The sequence below is a fragment of the Mesorhizobium sp. CNPSo 4670 genome, assembly GCF_057784235.1.
The window spans coordinates 352,869-369,095 of record NZ_JBWJFQ010000001.1 but is presented as its reverse complement, the minus strand read 5'-3'; the positions used below and the strand labels follow the sequence as shown (position 1 = coordinate 369,095).

The following is a 16,227-nucleotide window of genomic DNA, read 5'->3' as shown; positions in this document are numbered from 1 at the left end:
GCCTTACCCCCAGCATCGAAAATTTCGATGGCCCCTATCAAAAAATATCGCTTTGCGGCGGCAGTCAACAATGAACTAGATGGCAAACCCCAAGCCAAGCGAGGAATGCAGCCATGCCAAAGCATTTCAGGATGATCGACGCCGCTCGCCGCAATCTCACAGCAATCGAAAATTCCGCTGTCGATGAATTGCTCGCCGGCAGGATGGGCCGGCGCGATTTCCTGCGCCATGGCAGCGTGCTTGGCCTCTCCCTGCCATTCCTCGGCGGCCTGGTTGGCGCAGCCGGCCTCGGCACGCGGCAGGCCCACGCCGAGGGCAAGCCGGGCGGCACCGTGCGCGCCGGCGTCGCCACGCCTGGCGGCGCCATCGACCCCGTCACCTACTATGACAGCGGCAGCTACCAGCTGGTTTTCCAGACCGCCGAGTTTCTCTGCATCACCCAGGCGGACCTCACATTGAAGCCGGTGCTGGCGGAAAGCTGGGCGCCGAACGAGGATGGCAGCGTCTGGACCTTCAAGCTGCGCAAAGGCGTGAAATTCCACAATGGCGAGGACTTCAAGGCCGACGACGTCGTTACGACCTTCGACCGGCTGGCCGATCCGAGCGGCGCCTCGAACGCGCTGTCGGTGTTCAAGGGCCTGCTGTCGAAGGGCGGCACAAGGAAGGTCGACGACCACACCGTCGCCTTCCATCTCGATGCGCCGAACGGCAGCTTTCCCTATTCGGTGTCGATCGACAATTACAACGCCGTCATCCTTCCGGCGAGCTACAAGGGCGACTACGAAAAGACCTTCGAGGGCACCGGGCCGTTCCGGCTGGAGACCTACACGCCGAAGGTCGGCGCGACCTTCGTGCGCAACCCCGACTATTGGGGCGACAAGGCGCTGCCGGACCGTCTCGAATTCAAGTTCTACGGCGACGTGCAGCCACGCATCCTGGCGCTGCAGGCCGGCGAGGTCGACATTCTCGACGCGGTTCCGCTCGATGTCAGCCAGGTCGTGCTCAACAGCCCCGACATCACCGTGCTGCGCGTGGCATCGACCGCGCACCGCCAGCTTCACATGCGCTGCGACACCGGCCCCTTCACCGACAAGCGCGTGCGCCAGGCGCTGGCGCTCTGTATCGACCGCTCCAAGCTGGTCGATGGCCTGTGCCGCGGCATGGCGGCGACCGGCAATGACAGCCCGTTCGCGCCGGCCTTCCCGGCGACCGACAAGACAGTGCCGCAACGCGTCCAGGATATCGCCAAGGCCAAGCAGCTGCTCGAGGCGGCCGGCGTGGCGAGCGGCTTCGACATCACGCTGACGACGCTGCGCTATTCCGACATTCCCGGCTACGCGCAGCTGTTCCAGAACTTCGCCAAGGAAATCGGCGCCCGCATCGCACTCAACATCGAGGACCAGGACAAGTACTACGGCAAGGCTGTGTTCGGCCAGTCGGACTGGCTGGACAGCCCGCTGGGCATCACCGACTACGCGCATCGCAGCGTGCCCAACGTCTTCCTCAAAAGCCCGCTGGTCAGCGACGGCCCCTGGAACGCGGCGCATTTCAAGAGCCCGGCCTATGACGGCATGGTCACCAGCTATCTGAAGGCGCTCGATATCGGTGCACAGCGCAGCGCCGCCTCCGACATCCAAAAACTGCTGCTCGACGAGACGCCGATCATTTTCAGCTATTTCCCCGACCTGCTGGTGCCGGTGCGCAAGAATGTCAGCGGCTTGCCGCCGATCGCCGCCGGGCTGCTGCTCGATCGCGTATCCATAGGCTGATCATGAACGTGATCGCCAAGACCAAGAACCGGGAGAGTACCATTCGCAAGCGTCATCTGCGCGGCCGCGGGCCGCATTTTCCGCTGCTCGACAGCATCACCCAATATGATTTCGAGCCGGGCTATGTCGCCTTCACCATGCCGACACAGAAGCGGCTGCGGGTGCAGGTCGGGTCGATGACGGTCGCCGACACCGTCAACGCGCTGGTGCTCTATGAGTCCGACCATCTGCCGGTCTATTATTTCCCGATGAGCGACGTGCGTGAAGAATTTCTCTTGCCGAGCACGACGACGACCGAGAGCCCGTTCAAGGGCGTGGCGACCCATTATTCGCTCAACACCGGCGTGACGCTGGTCGAGGACGCGGCCTGGCGCTACGCCGATCCGGTGAAAGGCAGCCCGCCGCTCGCCGACTACATGTCGTTCTACTGGAGCAAGATGGGCCACTGGTTCGAGGAGGACGAGGAGATCTTCGTCCACGCCCGCGATCCGTTCCGCCGCGTCGACTGCCTGCCGTCGTCGCGGCGCGTGCAGGTCATTCTCGATGGTGAGCAGGTCGCCGATTCACGCCGCGGCGTGTTCCTGTTCGAGACCGGTCATCCGGTGCGCCACTATCTGCCGATCGCCGATACGCGGCTCGATATGTTTGCGCCCAGCCGCTACATTTCGCGCTGCCCCTACAAGGGCATCTCCAACTACTATCACGTGACGACCAAGGCCAAGCGCCACGAGAACCTCGTCTGGTACTATCCCGAGCCGGTGCACGAGGCGGAACGCATCAAGGGGCTGGTCTGCTTCCACCACGAACTGGTCGACAAGATCCTGGTCGACGGCGTCGAAATCCCGAAGGAAGCGACAGCCGCATCGGACGGCTATTTCTGAGCCATGCAGGGCGCTTGATCGAAACACGGCTCAGCGCGTACCCTCTCCGAGGCAGGGAGGGCTATCAATGGATCTTTTCAAGCTGGACGGCGATGTCGCGCTGGTCACCGGTGCCGGCAGCGGCATCGGCCAGGCAATCGCGATCGGACTGGCCGAGGCAGGCGCCGACGTTGCCTGTTTCGGCCATGCCTCGAAAGGCGGGTTGGACGAAACCGCCCACCGTATCACCGCGCTCGGCCGCAAGGCGCTGGTGCTGACCGGCACGGTGACATCGCAGAGCGATCTCGCGACGGCGATCGATCGCCTCGAGAGCGAACTCGGTGCGCTGACCGTCGCCGTCAACAATGCCGGCATCGCCGGTTCGGAACCGGCCGAGACGCTGTCGCTGGAAACATGGCAGAAGGTGCACGAGGTCAATGTCGCCGGCGTGTTCCTGTCCTGCCAGGCTGAAGCCCGCAAGATGCTGGCGCGGCGCAAGGGCTCGATCATCAACATCGCCTCGATGTCGGGCACCATCGTCAACCGGGGCCTGACGCAGGCGCACTACAACTCCTCGAAAGCCGCCGTCATCCACATGTCGAAGAGCCTGGCCATGGAGTGGGCCGACCGTGGGCTGCGCGTCAATGTCGTCAGCCCGGGCTATACGCTGACGCCGATGAACAAGCGGCCGGAGGTGGCTGAAGAGATCAAGATCTTCAAGCGCGACACGCCGATGGGACGCATGGCGGCGCCGGAGGAAATGGTCGGACCGACCGTGTTCCTGGCCAGCCGCGCGTCGAGCTTCGTCACCGGCCTCGACCTGGTTGTCGATGGCGGCTACGTCTGCTGGTAGGATCTGCCATCCGGCGGCCCGCCTTTGCCTGCGGTTTGAAATATTGCAACGCACGGGCGTTAGTCGTTGCGCGACATGAACGTTGGTATATATAATTTCATCCTATGAAACGGTCCTGGCGAGATGGGGCTTGCCGGGCCGACAGCCGAGATCATGGGACCTTGATGGCTCGCACCTTGCAGGGCGCCGCAAGACTGGCAATTGATCCGCAGGTGATCGCTTCCGCAGCGATCCGTCGGCAGCCATGACGCTGACCCTCCAGTCCTATTCGATCATCAGCAGAATTGAGCACCATCTTGCCTGCCTTGGCCAAAGCCAGGGCGACAATTCGGCGCCGACGGCCTTGCGCAACGACCAGCCTTTCCAACACAATCAAGAAAAGCCGCAAGAAGGGAACGAACGATAATTTTCACAGCTTGAAGGAGAACAAGCATGTCATTTCGCAGCCAGATCTCGAAACTGTCGATGGGCGCCGTCGCGCTCGCGACCCTAAGCCTGCTGACACCTTCCGCCCAAGCCGCAGCACCTGAATCCAACGACCCGATCAAGATCGCGCTGTTCGACTGGACCAGCGTCAACCTGAACGCCAAGATCCTTGGCGGCATCCTGGAAAAGCTCGGCTATACCGTCGAATACCCGACCGCCGACTACCTCTCCAGCCTGACCACCGGCCTCACCAATGGCGACCTCGATGTCGGCCTTGAGTTCTGGGACACGACCGCCGGCGAAGCCATGAAAGCCTCCGACGCGACCGGCCAGACCGAACGGCTCGGCAAGCTCGGGCCCAAGGCAAAGGAAGAGTGGTGGTTTCCCGAATACATGAAGGAAAAGTGCCCGGGCCTGCCCAATTGGGAAGCGCTGAAGGATCCGAAATGCGCCGAAGCATTTTCGACGGCGGAGACCGCACCGAAGGGACGCTATCTCGGCGGCCCGGTGACCTGGGAAGGCTTTGACGACGAGCGCGTCGAGGCGCTGAAGCTGCCCTTCACCGTCATCCATGCCGGCACCGACGCGGCGATGTTCGCCGAGCTGGACTCGGCCTACCAGCGCAAGGCGCCGATCATGCTGTGGATCTATTCGCCGCATTGGGCGCCGGCCAAATACAAGGGCGAATGGGTGCAATTCCCCGAATACACGCCCGAATGCTACAATGACCCGAAATGGGGTGTGAATCCCGACGCCAAATATGATTGCGGCAAGCCGCATGGCGAGATCTGGAAATACTCATGGTCTGGCATGAAGGACAAGTGGCCGGTCGCCTACAAGGTGGCGAAGGCCTACACGATCGACACCGATGAGCTCAACAAGATGAGCGGCGAGATCGACCTCGGCGGCAAGACGCAGGAAGACGTTGCCGCCGCCTGGATCGCTGCCCACGAGGCAGACTGGAAAGCCTGGGCGCAGTGATCGTTCCGACTGGAAAAATGAGACCCGGCTGCTGATCGGCCGGGTCTCGATTCCTGATGTTCCAGAAGGACGATTGGATGACGGATAGGACTGAACAGGCACTGACACCGCCGGGCAAGGATGCTCGTCCGATTAAGCTTGCCTGCCGCAATGTCTGGAAATTGTTCGGATCGAACGCGGCCAATTTCATCCGCGAGCGCGATGGCAAGGCCAGCATGGCCGACGTCACTGCTGCCGGGTTGGTCGGCGCCGTGCGCGCCGTCGATCTCGAGATCCGCCAGGGCGAGATCTTCATCATCATGGGGCTGTCGGGCTCCGGCAAGTCGACGCTTGTGCGCTGCATGTCGCGGCTGGTCGAGCCGACGCATGGCAAGGTCGAATTCGAAGGCAATGACCTGCTGAAAATCTCGGATGCGGCACTGATCGAATTGCGGCGCCACCGGATGGGGATGGTGTTCCAGAATTTTGCGCTGTTGCCACATCTCAACGTGCTGGAAAACATCGCATTCCCGCTCAGCATCCAGGGGCAGGACCGGGCGGCACGCGAAGCGCGGGCGCGCGAGGTCATCGAACTTGTCGGCCTGCGCGGCCGCGAACACTTCTACCCGCGCGAGCTTTCCGGCGGCCAGCAGCAGCGTGTCGGCATCGCCCGCAGCCTGGCGACCAAACCGGAAATCTGGTTTCTCGACGAGCCGTTCTCGGCGCTCGACCCATTGATCCGCCGCGAGATGCAGGACGAGCTGATGCGGCTGCAGACCATGCTGCACAAGACCATCGTCTTCATCACCCATGATTTCGACGAAGCGATCCGGCTGGCCGACCGCATCGCCATCATGAAGGACGGCGAGGTCATCCAGATCGGCACGCCGGAAGAATTGGTGGTCAACCCGGCGACCGACTATGTCGCCGAATTCACCCGCGACGTCGACCGTGCCAAAGTTATCTCGGCGCGCAGCCTGATGCGCGCCTGCGACGGCGCCGAGCATGGCGGCACGGTTGCGCCAGATGCCAAGATCGCGAGCTTTTCGGCCAGCATCGTCTCGGCCGGCAAGCCGTTCGCGGTGGTCAACGGCACCGGCAAGCCGATCGGCGAGGTCACGCCGCAAGCGGTTATCGACCTGCTGGCCGGCATCGATCGTTCGAGGGCCGGCGCATGACGGTGACGGCTGGTGCCAGCGAGGCAAGGGCGCGTCCGGTTCAGGTCTGGCTGATCGTCTGGGCCTCGGCGCTTGCCACCGTGCTTGTCGTGTTCCTGCTGCAGGACAGCCTGCCCTGGGCCGTCAACTATCCGGCCAGCGCGATCGTCCCGGTCGCCGACTGGGTCAGCGCGTTGATGGGCTGGATCAAGTCGAACCTGTCGTGGCTGACGCGCTCGATCACCGCGGTGCTCGGCGTGCCGCTCGACTTCGCGCTCAACCTGCTGGCCAAGAATTTCAAGATCGGTCACGGCGCCGACGCTTATGTCTTGCCACGCCTGTCCTGGGTCGGCGTCTGCGCCGCCGCCTTCCTTGCCGGACATGCCGCCGGGGGCCGGAAGCTCGGTATGCTGGTCGGCGGCTGTTTCCTCTACATCGCGCTGTTCGGTCAGTGGACCAGCGCCATGCTGACGCTGGCGCTGATCTCCATCGCCGTGCCGTTCTGCATCGTCACCGGCCTGTTCGCGGGCATCTGGGCGTGGCGCAAGCCATGGGCGGAAAGGCTCATCGTCTCCCCTGCCCTTGACCTGATGCAGACGATCCCGACCTTCGCCTATCTGATCCCGATGCTCCTCCTGTTCGGCAACAGCCCGGTTTCGGCGATGATCGCGACCGCCATCTTCGCCACACCGCCGATGGTGCGGGCGACGATGCTCGGCCTGTCGCGGGTGCCCTCCGAGATCGACGATTTCAGCGAGATGGCCGGCTGCACGGCGCGGCAGAAACTGTGGCGGGTGCTTTTGCCCTCGGCGCGGCCGACGCTGATGGTCGGCGTCAACCAGGTGATCATGCTGGCGCTGAACATGGTGATCATCGCTTCGATGATCGGCGCCGGCGGCCTTGGCTACGATGTGCTTCTGGCGCTGCGGGCGCTGAAGGTCGGCGAGGCGATGGAAGCTGGTCTCGCCATCGTCGCACTGGCGATCGCACTCGACCGGCTGAGCCAGGCGATCGCACACAAGCAGGCAAAGGGCCATGTTCATCGGGAAGTGAGCCCGAGCTTCTGGCGGCGCTACCCCAATTTGACGCTTGCGATCGCCATCCTTGTCGTCACCACGCTGCTTGGCCTGTTCGTGCCGGCCTTCGCGGCGGTGCCGAAAGCGATCACCTTCACCACCGCGCCGCTGTGGAAGGCAGCGGTGAACTGGATCACCATCAACTTCTTCGACACGATCGAGGCGTTTCGCGTGGCGCTGATCCTCAACGTGCTGAACCCGCTGCGCGCCTTCTGCGAAGGTTTTCCGTGGCTGGGCGCGGTGGCCCTGCTCGGCCTTGCCGGCTATCAGCTTTCCGGCCTGCGGCTCGCAGCCCTGGTTGCCGCACTCACCGCCTTCTGCGCTATCACCGGGCTGTGGGAAAAGACCATGGCGACCGTCTATCTCTGCGGCATCTCGGCCTTTATCGCTTGCCTGATCGGCATCCCCATCGGCCTGATGGCCTCACGCAGCGACCGTTTCGAAAGAATCGTCGCACCGATCATCGACACGCTGCAGGTGCTGCCGTCCTTCTGCTTCATCATCCCCGTGGTGATGCTGTTCCGGGTCGGCGACGTCACGGCGATGATCGCCACCGTCGCCTTCGCCGTGGTGCCGGCGATCCGCTACACCAATCACGGCATCCGCCAGGTGCCGCCGGCGCTGATTGAGGCGGCGAAGGTTTCGGGCTGCACCCCGCGCCAGACCTTCTTTCGCGTGCAGCTGCCGCTGGCGCTGCCGGAAATCATGCTGGGCGTCAATCAAACGATCCTGATGGCGCTGGCGATGATCATCATCTGCGCCATGGTCGGCACCCGCGACCTCGGCCAGGAAGTGTTCATCGCGCTGTCCAAGGCAGATTCCGGCCGCGGCATCGTCGCCGGCCTTGCCATTGCCTTCATCGGCATCGTCGCCGACCGGTTGTTCAACGCCTGGACGGCGAAGGCGCGGGCAAGGCTAGGTTAGTCCAATTTGGTGCTGAATGTCTGAGCCAGGCGAGCCGCCCTTTACCGTCCTCGTTTTCGACATGGCCAGAACCGGCGAGCCGGACGGCGAACTACTCGTTCCGGGCTTCGGCACGCTGGAGGCGGCGACGGCCTATGCCATCGCGCGGGTTCGCGCCTCAGTGGAGGAACTGCGCAAGCCCGGCATCACGTCAGCTGAGTTGCGCCAACTCTGGCACCTCTATGGCGAAGACAGCTCGGTGTTGGGCAATCCGGTGCGCGGCAGCGATCTTCTCGACGCGTTCATCGCAACGCCGGCGACGCCTGCCGAATGCGACTGGCAGGCTCTGGCGCCAAGGCTGCGCCGCTTCCGCGCCACTCTGCTGATCTCCAACGACAATGACGATTCGATCTGGGCCGGAGGCTTTTTCCGCGAGCCGTACAGGCTGTCGGGGCAAGGCCTGCTCGACCGGTTCCGTGACGATGCCATCGCCGCCTTCAATCGCCAGGGCATCACGCCGGCGGTGCCGACCAAAATCCTTGTCGCCAATCATTTCGAGCTTCCCGACCCGCCGCACCCACCGCCCGGCGATATCAGGCCGCTGCGATGCTGGAAGGTCGAGATTGAATTCGTCTGCCACGATGTGAAATTCGGCGCCAACGCCGACGGCATCTTCGCATGGCCTGAAGAGCCGAGCGGACCTGCCCTCGCCGCCATGACATTCCTGCTGATGGCCGACACGCTGGCAGTGCGCGGCGATGGCCCCGACTTTGCCAACAACAGCGACGTGCTGTCGGTCAAGGTGACGGAGACCGACGCTCCGCCCGATTATCCGCTCGAAGCCGGCGCGCCTCGCTACTCCGCCGCGACGCCTTTCACCTCGAGATAGCTCTCCATCGAATCGTCCAGTGCCTGCAGCCAGGGCGTATGGTGCAGTGGCGCCATGGTGCCGGTCATCAGTGAGCGATAGGCGTGGTCACGGAAGCTCATGATATCTTCCCCCTTGTGGTGCTCCCACTCCATGAAGGTCTTGTTGACCGCCTCGACGTCGAAGCCGGGATAATCGGTCTGGTCCATCAATTCCTTGGTGTAGTCGCCCTGGAACCAGATCATCTGCTCGGCGTCTTCCAGCGTTTCCTCGCGTGCCCGCCACTTGGCGCCATGCGCGGCCATTGCTTCGGCCAACGGCAATTTGATGCGGCCCATGATGACGTCGCGGGCGAACCAGGCCTGCGCGTCGAACATGTTGAAGGTGTAGAACTGATCCTGCATGCCGATGAAGGACAGCTTCGGGTTCTTCTCCCAGACGACGCCCTCATAGAGCCCGTCCGGCCACATGCGGTTGGCGGTCTTGAGCTTCAGATCCTCGGTGAGGAAGGGGAAGGAATGGAGATAGCCGGTGCACAGGATGATGGCATCGACATCCTTGGTGCTGCCGTCCTTGAAATGGGCGGTCTTGCCGACGACCTTCTGCAGCAGCGGCACCTCTTTCCAGTTCTCCGGCCATTTGAAACCCATCGGCTTCGAGCGGTAGCTGGAGGTGATCGATTTGGCGCCGTATTTATAGCACTGCGAACCAATGTCCTCGGCCGAATAGGAGCGGCCGATGATCAGAATGTCCTTGCCCTTGAATTCCATCGCATCGCGGAAATCGTGGCTGTGCAGGATGCGTCCGTTGAAAGTCGAAAACCCTTCGAAGTAAGGCACGTTGGGCACCGAGAAGTGCCCGGAGGCGACGACGACATTGTCGAACTCTTCCGAGTAGGTGATGTCGTTGGTGCGGTCATGCGCGGTGACGGTGAATTTCTTCGTTGTCTCGGAGAAGGTCACCATGCGCACCGGGCTGTTGAAGCGCACCCATTTGCGCACGCCTGATTTTTCGACGCGGCCCTTAATGTAGTCCCACAAAACGGCGCGCGGCGGATAGGAGCCGATCGGCCGGCCGAAATGCTCCTCGAAGGTGTAGTCGGCGAATTCCAGGCATTCCTTCGGTCCATTCGACCAGAGGTAGCGGTACATCGAGCCGTGCACGGGATCGCCATGCTCGTCGAGGCCGGTGCGCCAGGTGTAGTTCCACAGGCCGCCCCAGTCGGACTGCTTTTCGAAGCAGACGATCTCGGGAATGTCGGCGCCCTTGTCGGCGGCCGACTTGAAGGCCCTGAGCTGTGCCAGGCCGGACGGCCCGGCTCCGATGACGGCAACGCGACTTTTCATTGCAGGCCTCCCGATCTGATTTCGACTTTTTGTTTGACGCAATCCCCAAGGGAAAGCGCTATGAGCTTTTCCCGGGAAAACCGTTTCACACTTTTCCTGGAATTGCTCTTACGAAACAAATTTCACTCACAGGACAGTAATTGGCCCGTTCGTGCTGTCAACAGTTCCTGTGTCGAAACAGCGCTTCGGCTGTGAGGATTTCGGGCAAAACCTCGCGCGACCAAACACGGGATCGGGTGCATGCGCCTTCAGGCGACTTGCCGTCGCGGTTGCGCTCATGTATCGGCACCTGACATGTTCACCTAGAGTGAAATAAATCCGCAGAGTCCGAGGGCGACATGGCAAACAAGATTTCCGATCCCAAGCCTGGTGCCGGCCCTGCCGGCGCGAAGGCCAAGCCTCTGCCCAAGGTTTCGTCGGACGGCAAGACCATCCGGGCGCCGCTGACGCAGAACCCGCACGCCATTCGCGACACCCGCGAAAAAGTGCTGGAGGTCGCGATCGGCCGCGAGGTGCGGGCGTTCCGCAAGAAGCTCGGCATCACCGTCGCCGATCTGGCGGTCGCCACCGACATTTCGCTGGGCATGTTGTCGAAGATCGAGAACGGCATCACCTCGCCGTCGCTGACCACCTTGCAGGCGTTGTCGCGGGCGCTCGGCGTTCCGGTCACCGCCTTCTTCCGCCGCTTCGAGGAAGAGCGCAGCGCCGTCTTCGTCAAAGCCGGCGAAGGGCTAGACGTCGAGCGTCGCGGCACGCGCGCCGGTCACCAGTACAATCTGCTCGGCCATATCGGCTCCAACACCAGCGGCGTCGTCGTCGAACCCTATTTGATCACGCTGACCGAGGATTCGGATGTGTTCCCGACCTTCCAGCATGAGGGCATGGAGTTTCTCTATATGCTCGAAGGCGAGGTCGTCTACCGGCATGGCAGCAACCTCTATCCGATGAAGCCCGGCGACAGCCTGTTCTTCGACGCGGACGCGCCGCACGGACCCGAACAGCTGACGCAGCTGCCGATGCGCTACCTCTCGATCATCTGCTATCCGCAGAACAGCGCGGGTTAGTCAGGCCCGAATCCCGGCGATGTCGGGCTGCCGTCGTCGAGCTTCGACAGCCACTCGACCAGCGTCGGCCGATAGCGGGTCAGGCCCTTGTAGTTGGCGAGTTCGTCCGGAAGGTCGCGGATGACGCGATGCAGCCGCCTTGCCCATTTCGGCTGCGTCACCAGTTCGTCCATCTTGATCAGGTAGCAGCGGATCGGAAAGACGATGCCGTTCGAGCGCGGCAGCCGCCAGAAGCTCTGCAGCTCGACGCGCAGATGCACCTTGTCGCCGACATTGTCCGGCGTCACCGTGGTCCGGTCCGGGCCCCATTTGTGATAGTTTTCCGGGCTGGTATCGAGGCGCGGATTGATGGTCATCGTCCAGTTCAGGCGCCGCGCCGGCTTGCCTTGCTGGATGTTGGTGAGGAATTTCAGCGCCCGGGTGAAAATCCCCTTCTCATGTGCCAGCGGCACCGGCGCGTGCCATTCGAAGAAATTCATGCCGATGTCGAAGTCGAGCGACCAGTCGGCCTGCGTTGTGACCATGCCGGCGTCCATCCACAGATTGCCGTCGCGCTGGTCGAGGATGCAGAAATCGCCCTGGCTCTGCCGGGTGATGTATTCCATCGGCCCGTATGGGAGCGTCGAGGTGTCGCCGAAAGTGAAGGTGTCGTCGATGCCGAGCGGGCGGTTGATCCAGCGCCAGCGATCGCCGTCGCGGGTCAGCGTGAAATGCTCGGGATAGCCCAGCGCCTGCTGCTCCATCAGGAGTTCCAGCAGGTCCCAGCCGGCCAGCGTCATGTGCGGCAGCGACTGGCAGCGCAGCGGATCTTCGGCCAGCACCAGCGCACGGTCCTGCATCTCGGCGACATAGTGCTCGTCGACGTCGATTAGGTTTTCCAGCACGCTGCCCTTGGGTCCCACGACATGCGGCTCGATGTTGACCGCATACATGTAGGCGTCTTCGTGGAACGGAAACGGGAACCGCCGGACGTGCTCCGGGCTGTTCTTAAAGGTGAAATCGTCGCGGAACGTTTCCTTGCGAAAGGTGATTCCCAAGCTCGCCTCCTATCTTTCCAACACCAGCGACCGGCCCTCGAAGCGCGACACGCACGGCATGATCTTGCAGCCCGAGCGGTGGTCTTCCTCACTCAGCCAGTGGTCGTTGTGGATGAACTTGCCGTCATACGAGATGACATTGGTTTCGCACTGGCCGCAGACGCCGCCACGGCAGAGATAGGGCGGATCGACGCCGGCCGCCTCGATCGCTTCGAGCAGGCTCTGCTGTTCATCGACCCTGATCGTCTTGCCAGTTATGGCAAGCGTCACGTCGAACGGCAGCCCGGGCTGGGGCGCCGCGAAATGCTCGAAATGCACGGTCTCCGACGGCCAGCCCAGAATGGCGGCACGCTCACGCACCCAGTTGATCATGCCGGCCGGGCCGCAGACATAGAGATGCGTGCCGAGCGGCTGCGACGACAACAGCCGGTCGAGCTCGATGCGCTCGTCAAGGTCGTCGTGATAGAGCCTGATCCGCCGGTCGTAACGCTCGCGCAGCAGATCGGCATAGGTGCCGAGCGAGGCGGTGCGGCAGGTGTAGTGCAGCTCGAAATTGCCGCCTTCCGCCGCCAGCTGCGCGGTCTGCGCCATGAACGGCGTGATGCCGATGCCGCCGGCCAGCATCAGGTGCTTTTTGGCGCGCAGGTCGAGCGAGAACAAATTGACCGGATAGCTGACCACCATTTCATGGCCAGGCCGGACATTCCTGTGCATGAATAGCGAGCCGCCGCGGCCGACATCGTCTCGGCGCACGCTGATCGTGTATTCACGCGTGTCGAGCGGCGAGCCCATCAGCGAGTAGGGATTGAGCCGGGTGCGATCGCCGTCGCGCATCTCGACCACGACATGGGCGCCCCCGGAAAAGGTCGGCAAGAGCTGGCCGTCGCGGCGGCGGAAATGGAAGCGGGTGACGAGGTCATTGACCGGGACCACATCGCTGACCACGACATCGAGTTTTGTCGTTCCCGTGCTCATCGAAAAATCTCCTCCATCGGAGGAATCTCGCTGCGATCCTCGGCGTTGATGCAAACACCCTGGAACGCCGCGATGCGCCTGGAATAATGGTCGCGCACCAGGAGCACCAAGCCACAATGCGCGCAGGTCGCCGGCTGCGTGGTGACGTTTTCGGTGATGCCCTTGCAGTGCACGCACTGCATGCGCCGTGCCAGCGAGCCGCGATGCTCGGTCTGGATCGAGGTGTGATCGATGCCGGCTTCAAGGGCAGCCTGCATCGCCTGGCCGATCAGGCCTTCGGTGCCGGAGAGATAGAGGCGCAGGCCCATATGCGCATTGGCCAGCGTCTGCCTGAGCCGCGGCAGCAGGCTGGCAAAGGACGGCGCCTCGTGCAACTGCGCCGGCTTCAGCGCTTCGAGCGCTGCGGCATGCTTGCCGTCAGGACCGGGGATGAAGACGATTTCGGCGCCGTCGAAAAACCCTGGCGGGGTTCGCTCGGCCATCTCCACTATCGCCAGCGCGCCCTCCGCATCCGCAACGAAAAGATGGTGCTTGCCGGGCTGTGGAGACAGCGTTCCGTAAACGGGCCGGCTGATGATGCTTTTGGCTGCCATTTATGTCTTCGTTCCTCGAACCCCTCGCTGTTGACTATGCCTCAACCTTTGGCCGTGCGCTTGGTCTTCTTGGGATCGTCGAAGGGGAGCGGCTGCGCCGTCGCCTTGATCGAACCGCTTTTGTTGCGAATCTCGAGCTTGGTGTCCTTGACCGCGCAGTCGACGTCGAGCCGGGCGATGCCCATCGACTTCTTGACCAGCGGCGAATACATCGCGCAGGTCACCACGCCGACCTTCTTGCAGTCGCGATAGACCGGCGCGCCCTCGTCGGCCGGCTCCTTGCCGTCGAGCAGAACCCCATAAATCTTGAAGCGTTCCTTGCCCTTGAGGCGGTAATGCTCCTCGGCGCCACGGAAGCCAGTCTTGCCGGGGCTGACGGTGAAGTCGAGGCCGAGCTCCCACAGCGTGTCGCCGGGACCTTCGTTGTCGAACGGGTATTTCTGCGAATTGTCGTAGGGATAGAACAAGAGGTAGCTCTCGACGCGCAGCATATCGAGCGTGGTGAAGCGGCACGGAATGATGCCGGCGCTCTTGCCCTCATCGAGAATCCTGTCCCAGATCGTGCCGGCATCCTGGCCACGGCAGAAGATCTCGTAGCCGCGCTCGCCGGTGTAGCCGGTGCGTGAAATCATCACCGGAAAGCCGAACAGTTGCGTCTGCATGTGATGGAAATAGTTGAGATCGCGAATAGCAGGCACATGCCTGGCCAGATAGTCGACGGCGGTCGGCCCCTGTAGCGACAGATCATGCAGATTGTCATCGAAGCGCAAGGAGACGTCGCGGCCGACGGAAGCGCGCTGCAACTCCTCATGGCCGGTGCCGGAGCCATGCACGACCATCCAGGAATTCGGTCCGGTGCGGTAGAGGATGCAGTCGTCGGTGAACTTTCCCGCCTCGTTCAGCATGCAGGCATAGGCCGACTTGCCGGGATAGATCTTCTCGACGTCACGCGTGGTGGCGAGATCGATCAGGTGCGAGGCGTGCGGCCCGGTGATGTGGACCTTCTTGAGGCCCGAAACATCCATCAGCCCGGCCTTGGTGCGGATGGCGACGTACTCTTCGTCGGCGTCCTTGTCGTAGGTCCAGGCAGTCCCCATGCCGCTCCAGTCTTCGAGCTTCGAACCAAGGGCGCGATGGCGATCCGCCAGGGTCGAAAATCTCCAGGATGCCGTCATCCGCTCGTCCTCCGTTTCGAAAAATCGTTTGCTGTTCCCTGCCCCCTGCGCAGTGGCGGGGGCTTTGGCCGAATATTGACCGCAAACATCCGGGCGCCGCAATACCCATAAGCAATTAATTTCATTGTCAGGCAAAATCCGTCGCATGAATCAAACGGTTAACCCAACGTAAAATCGGCTTGACAATTGCGGAAATCGGACGGAATTTATGAAAAAAATTTCACTCTCTTGAAAGAGGGCGACTCGCGGTGGATTCGGAACCGTGAGTTGGAAAAAGGGGAAAACCGATGTCAGACATGCAGCAGCGCATCGAAGCGCTGTACCGTTCCGACGTGCGCGGATCCGTGCTCCTGATCGTCTGCCTGTGGGCGACGATCCTCTTCGTCCTCCTCATGACCTGGCCATACATCCCCGATAGCGGCATCAAGGTCGTCGTCGCGATCGCGGCGGCCGCCGTGCTGATCTTCAACACGGCCGCCATCCTGGCGATGGTCAAGCACTACAAGGAAGACAAGGACTTCATCTACGGGCTCGACATCAAGAACGCCGACGCGTTCCGCAACCGCAAGTCCTGAAGGGGTAGAAGATATGTCGCGCTACAAACCGCCGGAGCAGAGCAAGGCCGGACAGATTTTCGATATCGTCGTCGTTGTCGTCGCCATCTTCGTCGCCCTGTGGCTGCCGCTGAAACTCGGGCTGGCGGGTGCGGCGAAATCGATCGACGCACTCGATACCAAGACCTGGGAGGCGCTCGGCCAGAACGCGACCATGGCCTCGATCTGGGAAAAGCTCGGCTACACGCCCGAGACCGCGCACGACATCATCCGGAACCGCTTCCACTATGTCATCGACTGGCCAACGCTGATCATCATGGCCGCGGTGCTGATCGGTTATTTCGTCTTCCTGTTCCGCGCCTCCGACCGCGAATATCGCGAAGTCATCAACGAAAAGTTCGACGACAAGTAGTTTCCACGAACAATCGGGGGACACGATCATGTGGATGGCACTCTCCTACGCATGCTGGGGCATCTCGATCGTGCTTGCCCTGTGGATGCTCTACGACTGGTTCAAGGTCGACACGACCTTCTCAGAAGAGGTGCTGACCTCGTCGCGCGAAGGTGAATTGGAAGCCGTTTCCGAAAAGCACCGGATCTGAGTGGGGATT

17 protein-coding genes are annotated in these 16,227 nt (G+C 62.3%); 12 read left to right on the top strand and 5 right to left on the bottom strand.

The window, feature by feature from the left end:
* The first annotated feature begins 113 nt into the window (after positions 1–113).
* From AC0ZT5_RS01590 to AC0ZT5_RS01555, 8 genes are all read left to right on the top strand, one after another.
* Complete coding sequence (locus AC0ZT5_RS01590; RefSeq protein ID WP_488494992.1) at positions 114–1,769, top strand: ABC transporter substrate-binding protein; 1,656 nt, start codon at positions 114–116, stop codon at positions 1,767–1,769.
* Positions 1,770–1,771: 2 nt separating this feature from the next.
* Positions 1,772–2,650, top strand: coding sequence for a DUF427 domain-containing protein (locus tag AC0ZT5_RS01585; protein ID WP_477283840.1), 879 nt, complete (start codon positions 1,772–1,774; stop codon positions 2,648–2,650).
* 67 nt (positions 2,651–2,717) lie between these two features.
* Positions 2,718–3,482, top strand: a complete 765-nt coding sequence (locus AC0ZT5_RS01580; RefSeq protein ID WP_488494991.1) for an SDR family oxidoreductase — start codon at positions 2,718–2,720, stop codon at positions 3,480–3,482.
* A 244-nt stretch (positions 3,483–3,726) separates the two neighbouring features.
* Positions 3,727–3,888: a hypothetical protein gene (locus tag AC0ZT5_RS01575; protein ID WP_488494990.1), complete on the top strand. Its 162-nt coding sequence runs from the start codon at positions 3,727–3,729 to the stop codon at positions 3,886–3,888.
* A gap of 26 nt (positions 3,889–3,914) precedes the next feature.
* Entirely contained in the window at positions 3,915–4,889 is a 975-nt protein-coding gene (locus AC0ZT5_RS01570; protein WP_488494989.1) for an ABC transporter substrate-binding protein, read from the top strand.
* 77 nt (positions 4,890–4,966) lie between these two features.
* On the top strand, positions 4,967–6,046 hold the full coding sequence (locus AC0ZT5_RS01565; protein ID WP_488494988.1) for a quaternary amine ABC transporter ATP-binding protein: 1,080 nt from the start codon (positions 4,967–4,969) through the stop codon (positions 6,044–6,046).
* A complete protein-coding gene (locus AC0ZT5_RS01560; protein WP_488494987.1) occupies positions 6,043–8,025 on the top strand; it encodes an ABC transporter permease in 1,983 nt (660 codons plus the stop codon). The genes AC0ZT5_RS01565 and AC0ZT5_RS01560 overlap by 4 nt, the downstream gene beginning before the upstream one ends.
* A 16-nt stretch (positions 8,026–8,041) precedes the next feature.
* Positions 8,042–8,893 carry a hypothetical protein gene (locus AC0ZT5_RS01555; protein WP_488494986.1) on the top strand — a complete coding sequence of 284 codons (852 nt, stop codon included), beginning with the start codon at positions 8,042–8,044 and terminating at the stop codon, positions 8,891–8,893.
* Here AC0ZT5_RS01555 and AC0ZT5_RS01550 read toward each other — a convergent pair.
* Positions 8,860–10,218: a trimethylamine monooxygenase gene (locus AC0ZT5_RS01550; RefSeq protein WP_488494985.1), complete on the bottom strand. Its 1,359-nt coding sequence runs from the start codon at positions 10,216–10,218 to the stop codon at positions 8,860–8,862. The genes AC0ZT5_RS01555 and AC0ZT5_RS01550 overlap by 34 nt on opposite strands.
* 338 nt (positions 10,219–10,556) lie before the next feature.
* Between AC0ZT5_RS01550 and AC0ZT5_RS01545 the strand changes: the two genes are divergently transcribed.
* Complete coding sequence (locus AC0ZT5_RS01545; protein ID WP_477413718.1) at positions 10,557–11,282, top strand: helix-turn-helix domain-containing protein; 726 nt, start codon at positions 10,557–10,559, stop codon at positions 11,280–11,282.
* On the opposite strand, the gene AC0ZT5_RS01540 is transcribed toward AC0ZT5_RS01545, so the two are convergent.
* Genes AC0ZT5_RS01540 through AC0ZT5_RS01525 form a run of 4 tightly spaced genes read right to left on the bottom strand, consistent with a single transcriptional unit; the run spans position 11,279 to position 15,062 of the window.
* A complete protein-coding gene (locus AC0ZT5_RS01540; RefSeq protein WP_488494984.1) occupies positions 11,279–12,319 on the bottom strand; it encodes a heme-dependent oxidative N-demethylase family protein in 1,041 nt (346 codons plus the stop codon). The genes AC0ZT5_RS01545 and AC0ZT5_RS01540 overlap by 4 nt on opposite strands.
* Positions 12,320–12,328: 9 nt before the next feature.
* Positions 12,329–13,294 (bottom strand): PDR/VanB family oxidoreductase, encoded by a 966-nt coding sequence (locus AC0ZT5_RS01535; protein ID WP_488494983.1) that lies wholly within the window; start codon positions 13,292–13,294, stop codon positions 12,329–12,331.
* Positions 13,291–13,887, bottom strand: a complete 597-nt coding sequence (locus AC0ZT5_RS01530) for a dimethylamine monooxygenase subunit DmmA family protein (RefSeq protein WP_488494982.1) — start codon at positions 13,885–13,887, stop codon at positions 13,291–13,293. Before AC0ZT5_RS01530 ends, AC0ZT5_RS01535 begins: the two co-directional genes overlap by 4 nt.
* A gap of 41 nt (positions 13,888–13,928) precedes the next feature.
* Positions 13,929–15,062, bottom strand: a complete 1,134-nt coding sequence (locus tag AC0ZT5_RS01525; RefSeq protein WP_488494981.1) for an aminomethyl transferase family protein — start codon at positions 15,060–15,062, stop codon at positions 13,929–13,931.
* Between the two features lie 287 nt (positions 15,063–15,349).
* On the opposite strand from AC0ZT5_RS01525, the gene AC0ZT5_RS01520 reads away from it, so the two are divergent.
* The 3 genes from AC0ZT5_RS01520 to AC0ZT5_RS01510 are packed head-to-tail and all read left to right on the top strand — an operon-like array spanning position 15,350 to position 16,218.
* Positions 15,350–15,637, top strand: a complete 288-nt coding sequence (locus tag AC0ZT5_RS01520) for a hypothetical protein (protein ID WP_095088227.1) — start codon at positions 15,350–15,352, stop codon at positions 15,635–15,637.
* 13 nt (positions 15,638–15,650) lie between these two features.
* Positions 15,651–16,028 (top strand): hypothetical protein, encoded by a 378-nt coding sequence (locus AC0ZT5_RS01515; RefSeq protein ID WP_095088224.1) that lies wholly within the window; start codon positions 15,651–15,653, stop codon positions 16,026–16,028.
* A gap of 28 nt (positions 16,029–16,056) precedes the next feature.
* On the top strand, positions 16,057–16,218 hold the full coding sequence (locus tag AC0ZT5_RS01510) for a hypothetical protein (protein WP_095088222.1): 162 nt from the start codon (positions 16,057–16,059) through the stop codon (positions 16,216–16,218).
* Positions 16,219–16,227: the final 9 nt, after the last annotated feature.